Genomic DNA, 16,597 nt, shown 5'->3' with positions numbered 1-16,597 from the left:
TAGCATGTTTAGCGCATTCGGTCAATGGCGGCTATTATTCTCCCCAAGTTCAAGAAATAATTGCAACACTCGGCGGACTGAGTGCCTATTGGATTAAAATAAAAAATAAGTTGACGGAAAAAGTTTTTATGAAATAGCTTGTGTTTTTTCCAATTAGGACTTACGCATTTGCCAAAAGCAACCTTCAAAGCGCGTAGCTACTTAGAGCTCATCTTTACTTATTTAGTTGCCAAGAAAGCAGAAGTTTTTCTTGACTAACCTCGGCTATAGATAAGCTTGCTTTTGGCAAATGCGTAAGTCCTGCCAATATTAGCTAATCTCCACTTTCCAAAGAAGCTTCGCTTTTATCCTTTAGGATTGCTGTTTCGGAAGAAATTATTTTGAGATAGTTGCCGGGGCGATCATGGATTTCCATTTTCCAGATTGGCTCGAAAGTGTCCAATTCTGGAAAATCTTCGTTCAAGTCGAAACGTCCAAAGCCTTTTTTGCTCAGGACAAAATAATTATAGCCCTTAGCATTCCAGCGTTTGCGAAAAGACGTCCTCGTTATGTCGCTATAGCGGATACAGGGACCGACATAGAATTGACAGACTCCCATGTAGTCGGCAATTACGCGCGTTTTTCCGGCGTCAGGCAGACTGTTTAAATACTGCGCTGCTTCATAACCGCCATAGCCCCAGCCGTCTACTAGAGAATAGCTTTTAGGCAAAAGTTCATTGGTGTAGTTGAAATAGAACGGCTGCGCTTTTTGCAGGTAGACGACGCTGGCGGAAAAAAGCAGGGCAAAAATAATCACTTTTGGGACATAGCGTAAAAACCCCCAGTGAAAAAATTCCGCCAAAAACACTCCAGCAATAATAGCGACAATGGGAAAAAGAATGATGCTGTAGCGCACGTGGATGAGCAGTTTTTGTTCCATTACCGCCAGGAAAAAAATAGGGATAAAAGCGGTGAGGATGACCAAAAACCAGTTCGTTTTCCACTGTTTGAAAGCACTGGCTAGCCAGGCAAAAACTAAGGTGCCTAAAACTAGGGGAGTGGTTGCAAAAATGAGCGGCCGGCTTTCCAGGAGAAACTGTTTGAAAAACGGCAGGACGGAAAACTCTGGAATTTTTCCGCCTTCGAAAGAAAAACCCAATAGGCCAAACAGATTTGATTCGCGTGTCCAATCGACGCCAACCACAACTACCAGTGTAGCCATGGCGAAAAATAACAGTCCGGTGAAAATGATGCGGGGATATTTGCCATAACGGGCGACAAAGATGAGAATTTTACTTTTGAAAATCAGGGCGTCGAGAATTATTCCCAGCGCAATGCCGATGCTTATGCGAAAAATTGTTTGCATGCCAGGAAAATCATAGGTGCCTTCGGCCAGATATTTAATTTTTACCAGTGCTGCTGGCATGAGGAGTGCAAAAGTGCCGATTCCGCCGGCGACGATCAGGAGGTAAGCCAAGGAGCGCCAAAGCATTTTTTTCCAGATGATTTTTGATTCTTTTTGCCAATCAGGAATGTGAAAGATGGCGTGTACCCCAAGGGCGAAAAGGAGAAAGGGAAAAAGAATGATTCCTACATATTTACTGGCTAAGGTGAAGCCAAGCAGGATGATGGAAAGGGGGACCAAAAAAATCTGGCCAGTTTCTAGAAATGCCAAAAAAGTCAAAAGGCAAGCGAGGGCGAAAGACCAAAAAAGCGCGTCGGGGTTGATGATTTGAGAAACGCCAAGCAGGATCGGTTGCAGGAGGATGAGCGTCGAAGAAAAAAGCGCCGCCCAATCGTTGCTTGTGATTTTTCGAATCATCCAGAAAAAATAGAGCGCCATAATCCCATTAAAAAGCAAAATTGGCATGCGGTAGTTGAAATGCGCTTCCAGAATTTCGGAGACGGGAAATATTTTCAGTTTGCGGATGCCGTCAAATGTATCAGGTGGCGGAGCCTTCTCCCAAAAACGCGCCGAACCGGAAATGATGGCCAGGCTGACTCCGGGTTTGTCATTGATGCGGGTGTCTTTCCAATTGCGTGAAAGCATCGCATCCCAATACTGCTGGATTCTGCCTTGGGAATACCACAGAAATTCATCGGCGGTTTCAAATTCGCTCAAATGGTCAAAGCCAAAATGGAAATAGGTGGCCAAGGGCAGTCCTAGTAGAAGAAAAGCAAACATGCTCAAAAGAAAGCTTTTCCAGCGTGTCTTTTTTTGGATTTTTTTAGCGACTTTTTCTTCTTCGGTTTCTTCTTTGATAAGTATGGTCATAGTTATATTTATAGTATAGCATAGGCGGCTGACGTCCAATCCAAAAGCAAGCTTCAAGTCGCGTGGCCTTTTGGAGTTTATTTATTCTCCCTTTAACCAATAAGAACTGTTAAGGTTTTTTTTGACTAATCCTGGCTATGGATAAGCTTGCTTTTGGATCGGACGTCAGTCCTTACTTGAAAAGTTGCCATGTCAGGACTTACATGTTTACCGAGACAACCTTTAAACCTCTTTATCTCTAGAGCGCTAGCGATCCTTTTGGCTTTTTGTCTCGTATTAACGTTGACAGGCAAGTATAATTAGTTAAAAAGCATAAATATATGTGGACAATAATTGTAATTTTACTCATTCTATGGGTATTGGGGCTTGTTTCTTCCTACACACTGGGAGGACTGATCCATGTTCTGCTAGTTGTGGCAGTAATCTTGATTGTAATGCGCCTTTTGCAAGGCCGTAGCATCGTATAACTAGTGATGAAAGAGGCGAGGCATGTCTTTGCGACAATTTATAATCCATAGAGAAAGGCTCGAACCGCCTGTCTCTATGTGATGGCAGTTAGCTGGATTTTTTCAGTTGCCTGATGGTTTCCTTTTATCTTGATGAGTTTTAATAATATGAACGAAGAAATTTATAAAAACAGTCAAGCATTTTGGCATAATTTTTTTTCTGCTATATTTTTAGCCTTGGTCGCTAGTGCTACTTATTATTTAAATCTTACGCATAAATTGGGAAGAGAAATTTCTTGGTTTGATTTTACTTTACTTTTTTTTGCCACTTTTCGACTGATCCGACTTTTTGTTTATGACACGATCACGGAGCATGTCCGCGGTTATTTGCGGAGGTATTCTTCCGGTTATCGCCGAGAGCTCTCGATGCTGATCAATTGCCCGTGGTGCACGGGAATTTGGGCGGGACTGTTCGTGGCTTTCATTTTTTTCCTCAGTCCGCTGACCCACTTTTTTGTCCTGCTTCTGGCGATTTCCGGCTTGGGATCAATCGTACAAACGATCATTTGGAGAGTTGGGCTTGATCCACGAGAAAGGGGTAAATAAAAAATTGGTAATTAATTATTTAACTTCAAACATATGGAAGGAATAGTTAAAAAGTATATGCAAAAAATATCGTCAGGTTGTCATGACGAAGATGGGGATAATACGGCCTATACTGTTTTCCGGCTTATTGTGTCCGCAATGTTTTTTATGCACGGAGCGCAAAAATTTTTTGGTTTGTTCGGGGGCATTGGTGGCCATGGCGCCGTGCCATTTTTTAGTCTGTTTTGGTTTGCTGGCCTGGTTGAAGTTGTTGTAGGACTGTTGGTTTTCTTTGGCGTGTTCACTCGCTTGGCAGCGCTGTTGGGAGTGATCGAAATGCTGGTGGCGTATTTCCTGGTACATTTCCCGGCTGGACTCAATCCGCTTTTTAACGGCGGGGAAGTGGCGCTGTTATATCTTGCATCTTTCTTGGTCATGTTCCGTTATGGCGCAGGAAAGTTGAGTTTGGAGAAAAAAATTCGCAAAAGAGAGCTATTTTAATAATATAAGAATATGAAAAAATATTTTATTCTTCTGATTTTAGTTTTTGTTTTAGTGGGGTTGATTTTTTGGCGGGTGGAAAAAATAGTTGCGCCTGCCTCTGTGACTAAAAATAATCAAACTCAGCCTTTGCCGATACAAAATAATTCTACAGTTTCCGATCCGGCGACCAGCTCACCAGTGCAAGTCGTTGGTGGTTTTCAGGCTCCACTAGATCGCGCCAATGAGCGCGTGACCAAAAAATATTTCGGCATCTACATCACGCCAGCAACGTCTCCAGTTCAGCCGGAACGTTTTTCTGGCTATCACACTGGCACGGATTTCGAAATCTTTCCCGAAGAACTGAACGCAACCGTTCCTGTGCAGGCAATTTGTGACGGAAAATTAATCTTGAAAAAATCTGCCAGCGGTTATGGCGGAGTGGCTGTGGAATCGTGCATGCTCAACAACCAACCAGTTACGGTTGTTTACGGCCACTTGAAACTTTCCAGTATCACAAGCGCTATCGGGGCTGATCTGAAAGCCGGCGACACACTTGGTCAACTCGGCGCTGCCTATAGCACGGAAACGGACGGCGAGAGAAAACACCTACACCTCGGAATTCACAAAGGCGCGAGCGTTAATATCTTGGGATATGTTCAAACAAAAAGCGAACTTGCAAGTTGGATCGATGCTTGTCAATACGCTTGTCAGTAAATTTTGGTAGCAAGAAAAAATAGCCACGTTCTGGCTATTTAGTCTTTTATTTCTGGATGGCTTTCTAAGTATTTATCCCTGAGATATATGGCACAAGCGGTTAATACTTTGAAATCATCCTGCTTGGCATTTTCATAAAGGTATCTTTTTACGGGAGTGTAGGGATTTTCACTTCTCATTCCCGCTAGCTCTGTAAGTAAGACGATTGAATATTTTTCAACGTCATATTTTGTTTTCAATTTGAATTTATCCAATGAATCGAACAGTATCTTCTTATTGACTTCATTTTCAAGCGATGCCTTCCATCCAACATTTTCAATAAAGTCAATTCCTTTTTGAGTGAGATTCAGTGGGCTATTTGTGGAAAATAAATCTGGATTATCGAGCGAGTTTTTTTCAGCTAGCGCAGCGATAAGCGTGTTGAATTTTTCCAGTAGCTTGGAATGCTTGTCACCTAATGATTTCAGTTCTTTTTTAACTTCATTAAATAAACAAATAGAGCTGTTTGTTTTTTCAATAAATTTATAAATACGAAGTACTATTCCAACAAAAATATAAACAGCCCAAATAATTAGAGCTACTTTTACGATCCAAGTTGGTATTGGATAGCCAGAAGTAATTGTTGATAAGAATGTTTCCATAAATATAGTTTACCAGTAAAGAAGGGTTGTGTCTATTTTATGACAGTTTTTATTAGGCTTTTTCCATTACTCTTCTGTGTACAATTCTATTTGAGACTTTTTAACATTAGACTTGTTTTTAATGTGACTTCATGCTAATTTGTAAACAACCCATTTACAACATTATTAAAATCAAAATAACCAACAAACAAGCCAAAATATCGCCAATTGTGAATTTAATTAATATAATTTGTATACATCGCCTTGGTGATCGTTCCAATCTGGTGTATCTTAACTTACTAATGCCATGAGAAAGAAACAAACGCCGCAAAAGTTAGAAGTGGCTCTTTTACAATTAAAACTGACCGAGAAAGAAGTGGCTGCTTACCTGGCTCTTTTGGAAAACGGTGCATCGACTGTGCAGGATATTTCGCGGGCATCAGGAGTGAACCGCGTGAGCATCTATGCGGCGCTGGATAAGTTGAAGCTTAAGGGACTCGTGGCGGAAAGTCGCAAAGGAAAAAAGAAATTGTTTGTGGCGGAAGATCCGCAAAACCTGGAAAAGTTGGTTATCGAGAGGCAAGCAGAAACAAAATTGGAAATGCAACTTTTACAAAATACCATTTTGCCAATGCTCAAAATGATTGATATCAGTCAAGAAAATAAACCGCAAATCAAATTCTTCGAAGGGAGGGAAGGAATTGAGCAGGTTTTTGAGCAATACATTCTCAAGCATCATTCTGTCATCAATTGCGGATCCTACGAAACGGCGACCAAAGTTGTCTCGGAAAGAGACGAGCTGGCCTATTTCCAAGAGATTAAAGAGCGAAAAATTTTCTATCGCATGATCTTGGAAGACACGCCACTTAATCACAAATTTGCTCACGTGGCCAAGGGCATCGCGCACACTAAATTTCTTTTGCCGGAAATAAAAATTTCTGCCGACGTGGTCATTTCCGGAGCAGTCACAGCGCTTATTTCCTACGACCGCAAAACCGCGACTGTCATCGAAGATGCGTCTATCGCTCAAGCGATTAAGATGTACCTGGATTTTATGTGGGACAGGTTGTAGAAACGTTTACGAAATAGGAGGTTTATGATGAAAACAAAAATAGATCGACTGATTGAAGGAATTTCAACAGAGGTAAGGGACTCCCTTTGCGTATTATTGGAAGCATACAAAGAAGGCCAAACTAGCAAAGAAACTTTCTGGGAAGATTTCAGGGCATCTGCGGAAAGAAAAATATCAATGACCTTGAATGCGATTGATGTGTGGAAAAATGAATCAAAAGCGGAAAACAAAATGAAAGACACAGGCGCTGAAAAATTTGGATGCTATTTTGGAATATCAGAAAATGATGAACCTCACAAAGAATGTAAGTGTGGGGTGCATTGTAAAAAAATATACAGAGCATCTCCGGGAGATTGTTATTACTGGAAAAAGAAAAATTCCTCCAGCTAATTATAAGAGAGGAGCGTTTATACAAAAAACAAGTCGCAAGGCAATCGGAAATTAAATTTCCGATTGCCTTATTTAATTTGCAAAATTTTCTAAACCTCAATCTTAGAGAAAAGATAACTGCCGGTGACAAGCGCTGCGGCGGTGAAAAGAAAAACGCAAATTTTTGTCTACATCAACAGATAGTAGATTAAACGCTTGTTTCCCCGCCATTAGAACAAAAAGTCGATAATGAGCCATTTTGACTCCTACCACTTGATTTTTTTCGTGTTTAGGTGTATAATAGACCTATTGTAAGTTTTCTCAGTAGGTTTTGCCTTATATGTGAATCTAAGGACAAAGATCTTGAAACGTCAGTTTCAGAGAAGTAAGCTAAAAGAGAAGGTCGGCTTGCAATGTAATTTAAGTATAAGGCAAACACATGGCACAAAAACTATACGTGGGAGGACTCTCCTACAGTACAACACAAGACGGCTTGAAAGATTATTTCTCTCAAGCAGGAGCCGTTGCGACAGCTATTATCATCACTGATAAGATGTCTGGTCGTTCAAAGGGTTTCGGTTTTGTGGAAATGGCTTCTGACGAAGAAGCTACAAAAGCTATCGAAATGTTTGACGGAAAAGAGTTCGAAGGAAGAACTTTGACTGTTAATGAAGCTCGCCCAATGGAGGAAAGACCAAGAACTGGTGGTTTCCGAAAACCAGGCGGCGGCGATGGTGGTTTTGGTGGATCAAGGAGATACTAGTATTTCTTTGAAACGCTGAAAAAAAATCAGTCCCGAGCAATCGGGGCTGTTTTTTTGTTTGCAGTGGGATTTACGGACTTGCTTTTGGCAAGCCCGTAAATCCCACGTGTATTCTTATCGGGTTGCAGGATAAGCTGGTGACTGGTATAATTTAGAACGTCAGGATTTAATCCGCCTTCGCTAAGGCTACAGCGGACGAGTTCGTTGGTTAACTTATTTATGATTTGTTGTAGGCTGGTAAACTGGAGTAAATTTTGGAGTTTGTATTATTAATTCGGACTAATTTTGTTTTTATGCGAAAAATTACTTTGGGTGTTTTTTTGTTTTTTGTGTTGTTAATTTTTTCCGGTTGCGGCAATCCGCCAGCGACGGTGACGGACAATTCGGCGATTATTTTGTTTTACAGCACGCAGTGTCCGCATTGCATCGTGGTAGAAAAATATATCGCGGATAATAATGTCAAAGATAAGGTCAGTTTTTCGCAGCACGAAGTGGGGGGCGATAAGGCGAGCGCTAATCTGATGATTCAAAAACAACAGGAGTGCCAAGTGGCCAAAGATTCTATCGGAGCAGTTCCATTTCTTTGGACGGCGGAAAAGTGCTATCTTGGACAGGATGAAATAATCAATTTTTTCAAAGATAAAATTAATGCGCAGTAGTGCAGGACTTAAAAAAATATTTTTACTGGTTGGATTAATGCTGATGCCAACATTTTCTGTGCAAGCATTTTGTCCGGTTTGTGTGGTGGCGGTGGGTGCGGGACTGGAGCTTTCGCATTATCTCGGCATTGACGACACAGTGACGGGACTTTGGATTGGAGCGCTCTTGGTCGGGCTTTCGGCTTGGACATTGGAATGGTTGAAAAAGAAAAAAATTAATTTCCGGGGAGAAGCTCTCACAGTCTACGCCGGTTATTATCTCCTCACTATCATCCCGCTCTATTTTGTGGGACTGATGGGGCAGGCCTATCACACATTTTGGGGCGTGGACAAACTGCTTTTGGGCATAATTTTCGGGAGTGTAGTTTTTTATTTCGGCGGAATGTGGCATTTTAAATTAAAGAAAAATAATAATAATAAAGTCTATTTTCCTTTTCAAAAAGTGGCTGTTCCGGTAGGATTTCTTTTGCTTTTGAGTATTGCATTTTATTTTTTAACTCGAAGCTAAGAAAGTGTAGTTTGCTATTTTCCGTCCAAGTAAATTCTTTATAGCGCGGTTTCCGCATTTTGGTTGGTGTTCTGCCGGTCTACTAAAATTTTGGATGCTAAAAAAGTCGAACGTCAAGAATTTTCTTGAACGAAAAATAGCAAGCCTTTATAATTAGCAATATAATATTGCAATTTGTATATTTGTAAATTTGTACAGATTTGTAATTCGTAGAATTATGGAAGAAAACAAAATCCGCAGTCTTAATGAGTTCGTGGAAAAGATCGATCAGATGAAAAAGCAGGATAAGATGGATCTCTCATCCGATCAGGATTTGTCGATTGCTATCATGAACTTGGTGAGTATTGAAGAGCATTTCTTTTTTACGGGAGCGAAATTGCAAAAACCGGAATATTTTGATTTGTTGCAAGAGGCGCGGAAAATGCGTGGAGAACTTTTGCGAGAAATTGTCAAAGATCCACAAGGCGAAGAATGGTGCATTTCAAAACACTTGCTGGCGGCTTCAATGAGGCTAATGGAAGTGGGGACGAAGCAACAGGGGATGGGTAGAAAAGAAAAAGCGCAAGATCTTTTTCAAAAAGCCTATGATTTATACTCGTTGTTTTGGGGGATTAACATGAAAGTAATCAACACCGGGGATATCAAAAAAATTGATGATGAGGCACTGAACAGACATGACGACAAGAAAAACAAATCAGCAGAAATTCCGCAGGCTCAAATAAATAATTCGTCAGTCGCAGGTTCGGCAAAAACCGCAAGCGTTACTGAGCGAAGTGGTTTCATGGGAAAGTTGGGCGAGTTAGTTAGAAAAGCGATCGATTGTTGTATTGAATAATTTTGAAAAAAAATAACAAAGTGCGTTTGGTCGATGCTCTTTGAATAAGGAGGTTTTAAGTAATCAACTAAACACAAAACAATTCTATGAAAAAAAACATTATCACACTAGCCCTCGGCGCGAGCGTTTTTTTGCTCGCGGGATGCGGTGCTAAGGACGTGACGACTAACCCACCGATGCAAAAGCAAGCGGAAAAGCCGGCGGAAAATCCGGCAGTAAAAAAGACAATGGATACGGCGGAAATCAAAACACCTGCGCCGACTGGCGAAGTGGACAACACTGTTGATGCGATAATCAGCGGAGCGGACAATGAGAAACTCCAGGCAACCAGCGATGAGGCTGATGTCAAAGCACTAACTGATGATAGCGCGGAGTCTAATAATTTAAGCAATACTTATGATCAAACTAATTTATAAACAAACCCTATCGTTAGCGGTTGTTGCCGGTTTGCTTTTTTCCGCCAATGCTTGGGCTGTCAGTGACGCTACAAATGGGGGGAGCGGGAGATCGGATGTCCAGCAAAAAATAGCCGACAAAAAAGCGGCGGTAAATGACAATATCTGTGAAAAAATTGCAGAGCGGGCCGATGCGTTCGCTCAGAAAATGGCAGGTGAAGAAAATAAGCTTCAGACCAGGAGTCAAGAAAGATTGACGAATTGGACAGCCAAAAAAGCGGAAATCGAAGCTAAATTAAACACTAACCGAGAGGCTTGGGATGCTAACCGCGACGGCCAATTTAAGGCATTGGAAGCGAAAGCAATGACTGACGCGCAGAAAAAAGCGGTAGCCGATTTTGAAACCAAGGTTCGCGCGGCAATCGAAACACGGCGGGGAATTTTGGACGGAGCGATTAGTAAATTTCAAGAGGGTGTACAGGCGGCAATTGCCACTAGAAATGGCCAGGTAGATCAATTATTGAGCGTGACGGCAGATTCGCGCAAGGCGCTTTTGGAGAAAGCCAAAGCTGATTGCGTGGCGGGAGTTGACGCGAAAACAGTGATGGCAAATTTCAAAAAAAGTATGCAAGCTAATCGCACAAAAACGCAGACAGACAAGCAGAGTGTCGCCAAAGTCAACACGCAAGTGGCAGCGCTGATTGCAACCAGAAAAGGTGTTGTGGAAAGTGCTCTTTCTAATTTCAAAACAACGATGGAGCAAGCCAGGATTGAACTGCGAAAGGCTTTTGCCAAAGATAGTGCGGAAGCGTCAAATAACTAGTAAATTTTTTGAAATTTACGGCATAACGAAAGATAAATCCACCCTCTAGGCAGGGGGTGGATTTTAGTTGATTTTTGCCTATTATTTGCTATAATCAAAGCAAGACTATGTTAGAGGAAAAATATCAAAAACAGATCAGCGCTATTTTGAGAAAGAGGCTGGGCGGTGAGGCCAAGTTTTTTGTGTTTGGTTCCAGTCTGGGTGAGGGCATGTTTTCCGATGTTGATGTGGCCATTTCAGGCGATATTTTCGATGAAAAAGCAATTGCCCTGGCGAAGGAAGATTTGGAGGAATCACATTTACCCTATAAAGTTGATTTGGTCTATCTCAAAAAAGCAGATGAAAATTTTCAAGCTAAATTATTAAATGAGAAAAAAATATGGCTTATTTAGGCGAAAAAATTGGGCAATTAGAACAAGCGCTAACTGCTTGGAAAAAGGCGCTGGACGCACCTTTTAATGACCTTAATCGTGACGCTACAATTCAACGCTATGAATTTTCTTTTGAGCTTTTTTGGAAAGTGGTGAAAATTTATTTGAAAGAACTCGAAAGTATCGAATGCGCATCGCCCAAGGCTTGTTTCCGCGAAGTACGAAATATTTTGGAACTGAGTGAAGAAGAAATTGAAACCTGTCTTTCTATGACGGATGATCGCAATTTGTCGGTGCATACGTATTCGGAAAAAATGGCCAATGATCTTTATGCCAAATTTCCCAAGTATCTTGAAGTGGCGAGAAAGGTTTTGCGGGAAATTAAGAAGAAAAGATAATCTGTTAAAACTTATGAAAAAAATAAACATCGCGGTGATTTTTGGTGGTCAGTCTGGCGAGCATGAAGTGTCCCTTTCTTCGGCGCAGGCGGTAATGAAAAACCTTAATCAGGAAAAATATCGCATCATTCCAATTGCAATTACAAAAGGCGGAAATTGGTTGATCGGAGAAAAAGGCGCGCAGTATCTGAAAAATAATTCTGATAAACTTGGTAAGGAAGGTGCGATCAGTCTCGAGAAATCTCAGAGCTTGGTGACTCTTCAAAGGGGAGAGCGTAGTCTTTTGAATTTTACCGAAGGTGATCTTTCTGGTGAAAAAATTGATCGAGTATTCCCGCTTATCCACGGGCCGTTTGGCGAAGACGGACGTTTGCAGGGGATGCTGGATATGCTGGGTGTTCCGTATGTTTTTTCCGGAGTTTTGGCGCATGCGCTAGGGATGAATAAACCAAAAGCAAAAGTAATTGCTAAAAATTTTGGTGTCAGTGTTGCGAAAGATCTGGTCTTGAAAAAAGAAAATTATACGCTAGAAAATATTTTAGAAAAGATCGATTTGCCTGTTGTGATTAAACCGGCAGAACTGGGATCATCGGTCGGAATTTCTATTGCGAAAACTGAAACGGAATTGGAGAAAGGAATTGCGGATGCCTTTCGCTATGGATCGGAAGTGCTCTTGGAACAATATATCAAAGGGCGCGAGCTGACAGTGACGGTGATGGGAAATGCTGATCCGAAAGTGTTGGCAATCACAGAAATCATTCCACTCATTTCCGAGTTCTATGATTACAAAGCCAAATATGAAACCGGAGGAAGTCGGCACATTTGTCCGGCAGAGATTCCAGTAGAGTTTCAGAAAAAATTGGAAGCTTATGCCATCAAAACTTTTCAAGCAATCGGTTGCGCGGATCTCGCGCGGGTGGATTTTATGTATGATGAAAAAAATAGCGAAGCCTATTTTATCGACATCAACACTGTGCCTGGCATGACTCCGACCAGTCTTGCTCCAGAGGCAGCGCGTCAGGCTGGAATGGGTTTTCCAGTATTTTTGGATGAGTTGATTTCGGGCGCGCTATTGAAAAAATAACCTTGCTTTTTGCTTTATCTTTGCATATAATTACGAAAGGATGAAGCAAATTTTTTATGCAAAAAAACAAATTTAAACCTAAATATGCGCTTGATTCCGCTATGCTAAATTTTGCGAATTCGGTGAAGTTGAAATTGGGGAAAAAGTTGGAATAAGATTAAAAATTAAAACTAGATCAATATGGAGCAGGAAGTAAGGATAAGCATGAAAGAAGGTCAGGGAATTATGATAGGTGTTGATGTGGCTGTGTTTGATAGCGCAGGAAGAGTGCTTCTTGGAAAAAGGTTATCAAAAGTTGGTTATGGCCAGTGGGGTTTTCCTGGCGGGCATCTTAAGCAAAACGAAAAGTTGCTTGACGCTGCCGACAGAGAGATAGATGAAGAGCTGGGATGTGGGATTGAAATCGAGGTGTCAAAAAAAGTTCTAGTGGCGAGAGAGGATCGACTTGAGCCATATCGGTTACATCACATAACGATAATATTAGAAGGGAAGCATATCGGAGGTGAGGCAATGGTGAATGAGCCGCTGAGATGTGAAAAATGGGAGTGGTTTGATTATGATAATCTCCCTGAGTCTTTGTTTGCAGGAATTAAAGAAGCGCTGGATAATCAAAGGAATAATGAATCAACTGTTATTACTGGCTTAAATAGTTTTTAGTTATGTTTGAACGCACAAAAAATTTACGACTGTCTGTGATTAAGCAGATGGAACTACGGGCTTCTAAGTTTCCGGATGTCATTTCCTTGGCGCAAGGCGTGCCGAGTTTTGATACGCCAGAGTGCATTAAACGGCGCGTGGAACTGGCCCTCAAAAATGGTGTGGTGGCGAAATATTCGCTTTCTCCGGGACTTTCTGAACTGCGCGAGCTAATTGAAGTGAAACTGGCGGAGGCGGGGATGTTTTATGATTTTGAAAAAGAAATTATTGTGACGGCTGGCTCGATTGAAGGCATTACAGCAACATTATTTGCCATTACGAATCCTGGTGATGAAATCATTATTCCTGAGCCGACCTATACTTCGTACCGCGAAGTGATCTTGCTCGCTGGATGCCAACCGGTATTTGTTTCACTTGATGAAGGAAATGGTTGGGCGTTTAACTTAGAAAAATATGAAGCGGCGATCACGCCAAAAACCAAAGCAATTTTCTATTGCAATCCAAACAACCCGACCGGGACGATCTATTCCAAAGAACAACTCTTGGGACTGGCACGGCTCGCCGAAAAACATAACCTCTATCTCATTTCCGATGAAGTATATAAGGATTTTATTTTCGATTCCAATGAGAAAATTTTTAGTCTGGCGGAATTGCCGGAATTGCGCAAAAGAGTGATTCGGCTGTTCAGTTTTTCCAAATCTTTTGCGATGACCGGTTGGCGTGTGGCGTACCTCCACACCGACGAAAGTATTGCCAAAGAAATATTGAAAGTTCATGATTCGTTGGTCACTTGCGCCCCGGTCATTTCGCAATACGCGGCAATGGGAGCGCTTGAAATGGGGGATCGTGACGTCGAATTTTTTAATCGGGAATATGAAAAAAGGCGCGATCTGATTTGTCGCCGATTGGACAAATTGAGTCATATTTTTAGCTACGTAAAACCCACCAGTGCCTATTATGTTTTTCCCCGCATTTTGAAAACTGATTTTGATTTTGGCGAGATCAAGGATTGTCCGGATAGTTTGTCGTGGCGTTTCGCACTGGGACTGTTAGAAAAAGCGCAAGTGGCGGTTGTGCCTGGTGTGGCCTTTGGACCGAGCGGAAAAAATCATGTGCGGATGAGTTTTGGGCGGAGTGCGCAAGATATTAATCGGGCGTTTGATCGGATGGAAAAATTGTTTGGCAAATAAAAAGCATTGTCATTCTGAGCGAAGCGGAGCGGAGTCGAAGAATCTGCTTTGCGTTATCCAGAGCTTAATTTATATTTGTAAAACTTGCGGTATTGGTGAGCAGATCCTTCGACTACGTTCGAGTACGAACTCCGCTCAGGATGACAAAAATTAAAACTTATAATTAGCGGAACCTAGATTCCCGACGGAGTTTATCCTCGTGAAAACGGGGGCGGGAATGACACAAGAGATATGAAAACAATTTTCAAACCCATCCTAAAATTTTATCTCAAGCTAATCGCTAAATTAGTTTTGGCGATTCATCGTCCGAAAATTATTGCGGTGGCGGGGAGTGTGAATAAGACTTTTGTGCGGGATGAAATCAAAAAGATTTTGGAGAAAAAAGGAAGAAAAGTTAGGGCAAATCCACGTAATTTTAACACAGACATCGGGCTTCCCTTGGCCATTCTAGGCCTATCCAGTGGATATAATTCTTTTCAAGAATGGCGGCCAGTGATCAGTGCTGCTTTTCGGGCAATCTGGCAAAAAAACTTTCCCGAATATCTGGTTTTGGAGTTGGGTGTTTCTTGTCCCGGTGATATGCGCTATCTGCTTTCAATCATCGAACCGGAAATTTCTGTCGTGACGGATATCACGCAAAGATATTTAGAATCTTTTCCTACGATGAATGATCTTGTCGCGGAGTATATTATCCTGGCCGAAAAAACGAAAAAAAGCGGTGCGGTGATTTTGAATCATGATAATCTGCGGGTTAAGGAGCTGGCAAAAAAATCGCATGCTCCAGTCAGCTATTTCGGCGAAACAAGCGAGAGTAAAAAAGATTGGAAAATCGGGAAAATTGAGAAGATAGAAATCGGACAAATTGTAGAAATAGAACACGATGAAAAAGCAGAAAAAATTACTCTGTCACGTTTTGGCCGGCACCATGCATTCGCATTGGTAGCTAGCTTGGCGGTGGAAGAATTAATTGGTAAAAAATAAAAAACAATATGAAAAAAATTGAAGAAAAATTGATCGGGGAGCTGGCGAAAGTGAAAAGCGAGGTGCGCAACCGGACGGTGAAATATATCGTTGCGGCGCTTGGACTCGTAGCTGGTCTGGCCTGGAATGACGCCATTAAAGCCTTTATCGACTATTTTTTCCCACAGGATCAAAACAGCCTCAGAGCTAAACTGGCCTATGCGGTAGTGATTACTTTGATCGTGGTAGTCGCCAGTTTTTATCTGGCACGCCTGGAGAAAAAAGAAGAGAAAAAAGCGGAGGCGGAGATGAAGAAGGGGAAACAATAATTCCAAATTTCCAATGCCAAATATCAAATCAATTTCCAAATCAAAATGACAAAAAGTATTTTTTGAACTTTGGATTTTAGACTTGGTTTGACATTGGAAATTTGTAATTAGAAATTAGGTGCTTTTGAATGAATAATTTCTTAGACTTCTATCAGCACATTCCTGAAAAAATCAATCCCGAAATAATGCATTTCGGATTTTTTTCTGTCGGCTGGTATGCTCTGATGTATGCGGTGGCGCTTTTGGTTGTTTGGCTGCTTTTGAAAAAAAGATTGCAGCTTTTTGAGGATAAAAAAATTTTTTCTAAACTCGAGGAGGGAAGAAATATCAGTGCAAAAAATAAATTACAAAAAAAGCAAGAAGTGCTTTTAGATTTTTTACTATTTTGTTTTTTTGGTGTCATCATCGGTGGACGCTTGGGCTATGTTTTTTTCTATAATTTCCCATTTTATTCTGCGCATCCTTTGGCAATCATTTCTCCGTTTGATTTGGACACGGGAAAACTGATTGGCATTTATGGTATGAGTTATCACGGAGGACTTCTTGGCGTTCTAATCGCCGCTTGGATTTTTATTAAAAAATACAAAATTAATTTTTGGGCGCTCGCGGATTTTATTATTCCCGTCATTCCTGCCGGCTATTTTTTCGGCCGGATCGGCAATTTTTTGAACGGCGAACTTTATGGACGAGTGACGGTTTCACGCTTTGGGATGTATTTTCCGGCCGATCCAACCGGTGTTTTACGCTATCCATCACAGCTCTATGAAGCCTTTTTGGAGGGATTTTTACTATTTATATTTTTTTGGTTTTGGCGCAATTATAAAAGTTTCTCAGGAAAATTTTTAGCGCTCTATCTCATCGGTTATGCCGGCGCGCGTTTCGCGGGTGAATTTTTTCGCGAACCGGATCCGCAAATCGGATTTATTTTTGGCAATTTCACATTGGGACAAATATTTTCTCTCGCAATGTTTTTTGGTGGATTGATTTTACTTTTTTTGAAAAAAAATAAAAAGCCTCTTCTCCCCTCGGGAGAGGATGTCATGCAATCATGACAGGTGAGGGCAAGGGCAATAAATTAGGAA

Annotated in this window: 22 protein-coding genes; 20 read left to right on the top strand and 2 right to left on the bottom strand. The window is 41.4% G+C overall.

Translation table 11 applies throughout. The annotated features are described in order from the left end of the window. Positions 1–313: 313 nt before the first annotated feature. Positions 314–2,254, bottom strand: coding sequence for a phospholipid carrier-dependent glycosyltransferase (locus tag WC848_01035; GenBank protein ID MFA5961250.1), 1,941 nt, complete (start codon positions 2,252–2,254; stop codon positions 314–316). 320 nt (positions 2,255–2,574) lie between these two features. Between WC848_01035 and WC848_01030 the strand changes: the two genes are divergently transcribed. From WC848_01030 to WC848_01015, 4 genes are all read left to right on the top strand, one after another. Further along, complete coding sequence (locus tag WC848_01030) at positions 2,575–2,721, top strand: lmo0937 family membrane protein (GenBank protein ID MFA5961249.1); 147 nt, start codon at positions 2,575–2,577, stop codon at positions 2,719–2,721. A gap of 147 nt (positions 2,722–2,868) precedes the next feature. Continuing rightward, complete coding sequence (locus WC848_01025; GenBank protein ID MFA5961248.1) at positions 2,869–3,306, top strand: DUF1360 domain-containing protein; 438 nt, start codon at positions 2,869–2,871, stop codon at positions 3,304–3,306. A 57-nt stretch (positions 3,307–3,363) separates the two neighbouring features. Further along, positions 3,364–3,786, top strand: coding sequence for a DoxX family protein (locus WC848_01020; GenBank protein MFA5961247.1), 423 nt, complete (start codon positions 3,364–3,366; stop codon positions 3,784–3,786). A gap of 12 nt (positions 3,787–3,798) precedes the next feature. After that, entirely contained in the window at positions 3,799–4,482 is a 684-nt protein-coding gene (locus tag WC848_01015) for a M23 family metallopeptidase (protein ID MFA5961246.1), read from the top strand. A 38-nt stretch (positions 4,483–4,520) separates the two neighbouring features. On the opposite strand, the gene WC848_01010 is transcribed toward WC848_01015, so the two are convergent. Next, positions 4,521–5,123 (bottom strand): hypothetical protein, encoded by a 603-nt coding sequence (locus WC848_01010; protein ID MFA5961245.1) that lies wholly within the window; start codon positions 5,121–5,123, stop codon positions 4,521–4,523. A 286-nt stretch (positions 5,124–5,409) separates the two neighbouring features. Between WC848_01010 and WC848_01005 the strand changes: the two genes are divergently transcribed. The 16 genes from WC848_01005 (at position 5,410) to lgt (ending at position 16,567) form a co-directional block, all read left to right on the top strand. After that, the gene (locus tag WC848_01005) at positions 5,410–6,174 is read left to right on the top strand and encodes a helix-turn-helix domain-containing protein (GenBank protein ID MFA5961244.1); all 765 of its coding nucleotides are present in this window, start codon (positions 5,410–5,412) and stop codon (positions 6,172–6,174) included. A 24-nt stretch (positions 6,175–6,198) separates the two neighbouring features. Continuing rightward, complete coding sequence (locus WC848_01000; GenBank protein ID MFA5961243.1) at positions 6,199–6,564, top strand: hypothetical protein; 366 nt, start codon at positions 6,199–6,201, stop codon at positions 6,562–6,564. 418 nt (positions 6,565–6,982) lie between these two features. Next, entirely contained in the window at positions 6,983–7,306 is a 324-nt protein-coding gene (locus WC848_00995) for an RNA-binding protein (protein ID MFA5961242.1), read from the top strand. A gap of 293 nt (positions 7,307–7,599) precedes the next feature. Then, positions 7,600–7,965 carry a hypothetical protein gene (locus tag WC848_00990; GenBank protein ID MFA5961241.1) on the top strand — a complete coding sequence of 122 codons (366 nt, stop codon included), beginning with the start codon at positions 7,600–7,602 and terminating at the stop codon, positions 7,963–7,965. Next, complete coding sequence (locus WC848_00985) at positions 7,955–8,473, top strand: hypothetical protein (protein ID MFA5961240.1); 519 nt, start codon at positions 7,955–7,957, stop codon at positions 8,471–8,473. Before WC848_00990 ends, WC848_00985 begins: the two co-directional genes overlap by 11 nt. 217 nt (positions 8,474–8,690) lie before the next feature. After that, the gene (locus WC848_00980; GenBank protein MFA5961239.1) at positions 8,691–9,308 is read left to right on the top strand and encodes a hypothetical protein; all 618 of its coding nucleotides are present in this window, start codon (positions 8,691–8,693) and stop codon (positions 9,306–9,308) included. An 86-nt stretch (positions 9,309–9,394) separates the two neighbouring features. After that, positions 9,395–9,724: a hypothetical protein gene (locus WC848_00975; GenBank protein MFA5961238.1), complete on the top strand. Its 330-nt coding sequence runs from the start codon at positions 9,395–9,397 to the stop codon at positions 9,722–9,724. Beyond that, positions 9,705–10,526, top strand: coding sequence for a hypothetical protein (locus tag WC848_00970; protein MFA5961237.1), 822 nt, complete (start codon positions 9,705–9,707; stop codon positions 10,524–10,526). The genes WC848_00975 and WC848_00970 overlap by 20 nt, the downstream gene beginning before the upstream one ends. Before the next feature lie 107 nt (positions 10,527–10,633). Further along, on the top strand, positions 10,634–10,918 hold the full coding sequence (locus tag WC848_00965) for a nucleotidyltransferase domain-containing protein (protein ID MFA5961236.1): 285 nt from the start codon (positions 10,634–10,636) through the stop codon (positions 10,916–10,918). Beyond that, on the top strand, positions 10,906–11,295 hold the full coding sequence (locus tag WC848_00960; protein MFA5961235.1) for an HI0074 family nucleotidyltransferase substrate-binding subunit: 390 nt from the start codon (positions 10,906–10,908) through the stop codon (positions 11,293–11,295). The genes WC848_00965 and WC848_00960 overlap by 13 nt, the downstream gene beginning before the upstream one ends. 13 nt (positions 11,296–11,308) lie before the next feature. Continuing rightward, positions 11,309–12,379: a D-alanine--D-alanine ligase family protein gene (locus WC848_00955; GenBank protein MFA5961234.1), complete on the top strand. Its 1,071-nt coding sequence runs from the start codon at positions 11,309–11,311 to the stop codon at positions 12,377–12,379. A gap of 180 nt (positions 12,380–12,559) precedes the next feature. Then, a complete protein-coding gene (locus WC848_00950) occupies positions 12,560–13,036 on the top strand; it encodes an NUDIX domain-containing protein (GenBank protein MFA5961233.1) in 477 nt (158 codons plus the stop codon). Positions 13,037–13,038: 2 nt separating this feature from the next. After that, positions 13,039–14,226 (top strand): aminotransferase class I/II-fold pyridoxal phosphate-dependent enzyme, encoded by a 1,188-nt coding sequence (locus WC848_00945; GenBank protein ID MFA5961232.1) that lies wholly within the window; start codon positions 13,039–13,041, stop codon positions 14,224–14,226. A 231-nt stretch (positions 14,227–14,457) separates the two neighbouring features. After that, a complete protein-coding gene (locus WC848_00940; GenBank protein MFA5961231.1) occupies positions 14,458–15,207 on the top strand; it encodes a Mur ligase family protein in 750 nt (249 codons plus the stop codon). Between the two features lie 8 nt (positions 15,208–15,215). Continuing rightward, a complete protein-coding gene (locus WC848_00935) occupies positions 15,216–15,515 on the top strand; it encodes a DUF5654 family protein (GenBank protein MFA5961230.1) in 300 nt (99 codons plus the stop codon). Positions 15,516–15,643: 128 nt separating this feature from the next. Next, positions 15,644–16,567: a prolipoprotein diacylglyceryl transferase gene (gene lgt / locus WC848_00930; protein MFA5961229.1), complete on the top strand. Its 924-nt coding sequence runs from the start codon at positions 15,644–15,646 to the stop codon at positions 16,565–16,567. Positions 16,568–16,597 lie beyond the last annotated feature (30 nt).

This window comes from Parcubacteria group bacterium, from assembly GCA_041659505.1.
In the GTDB taxonomy this organism is placed as follows: domain Bacteria; phylum Patescibacteriota; class Minisyncoccia; order Moranbacterales; family UBA2206; genus UBA9630.
This window is presented reverse-complemented; position numbering and strand designations above follow the sequence as displayed.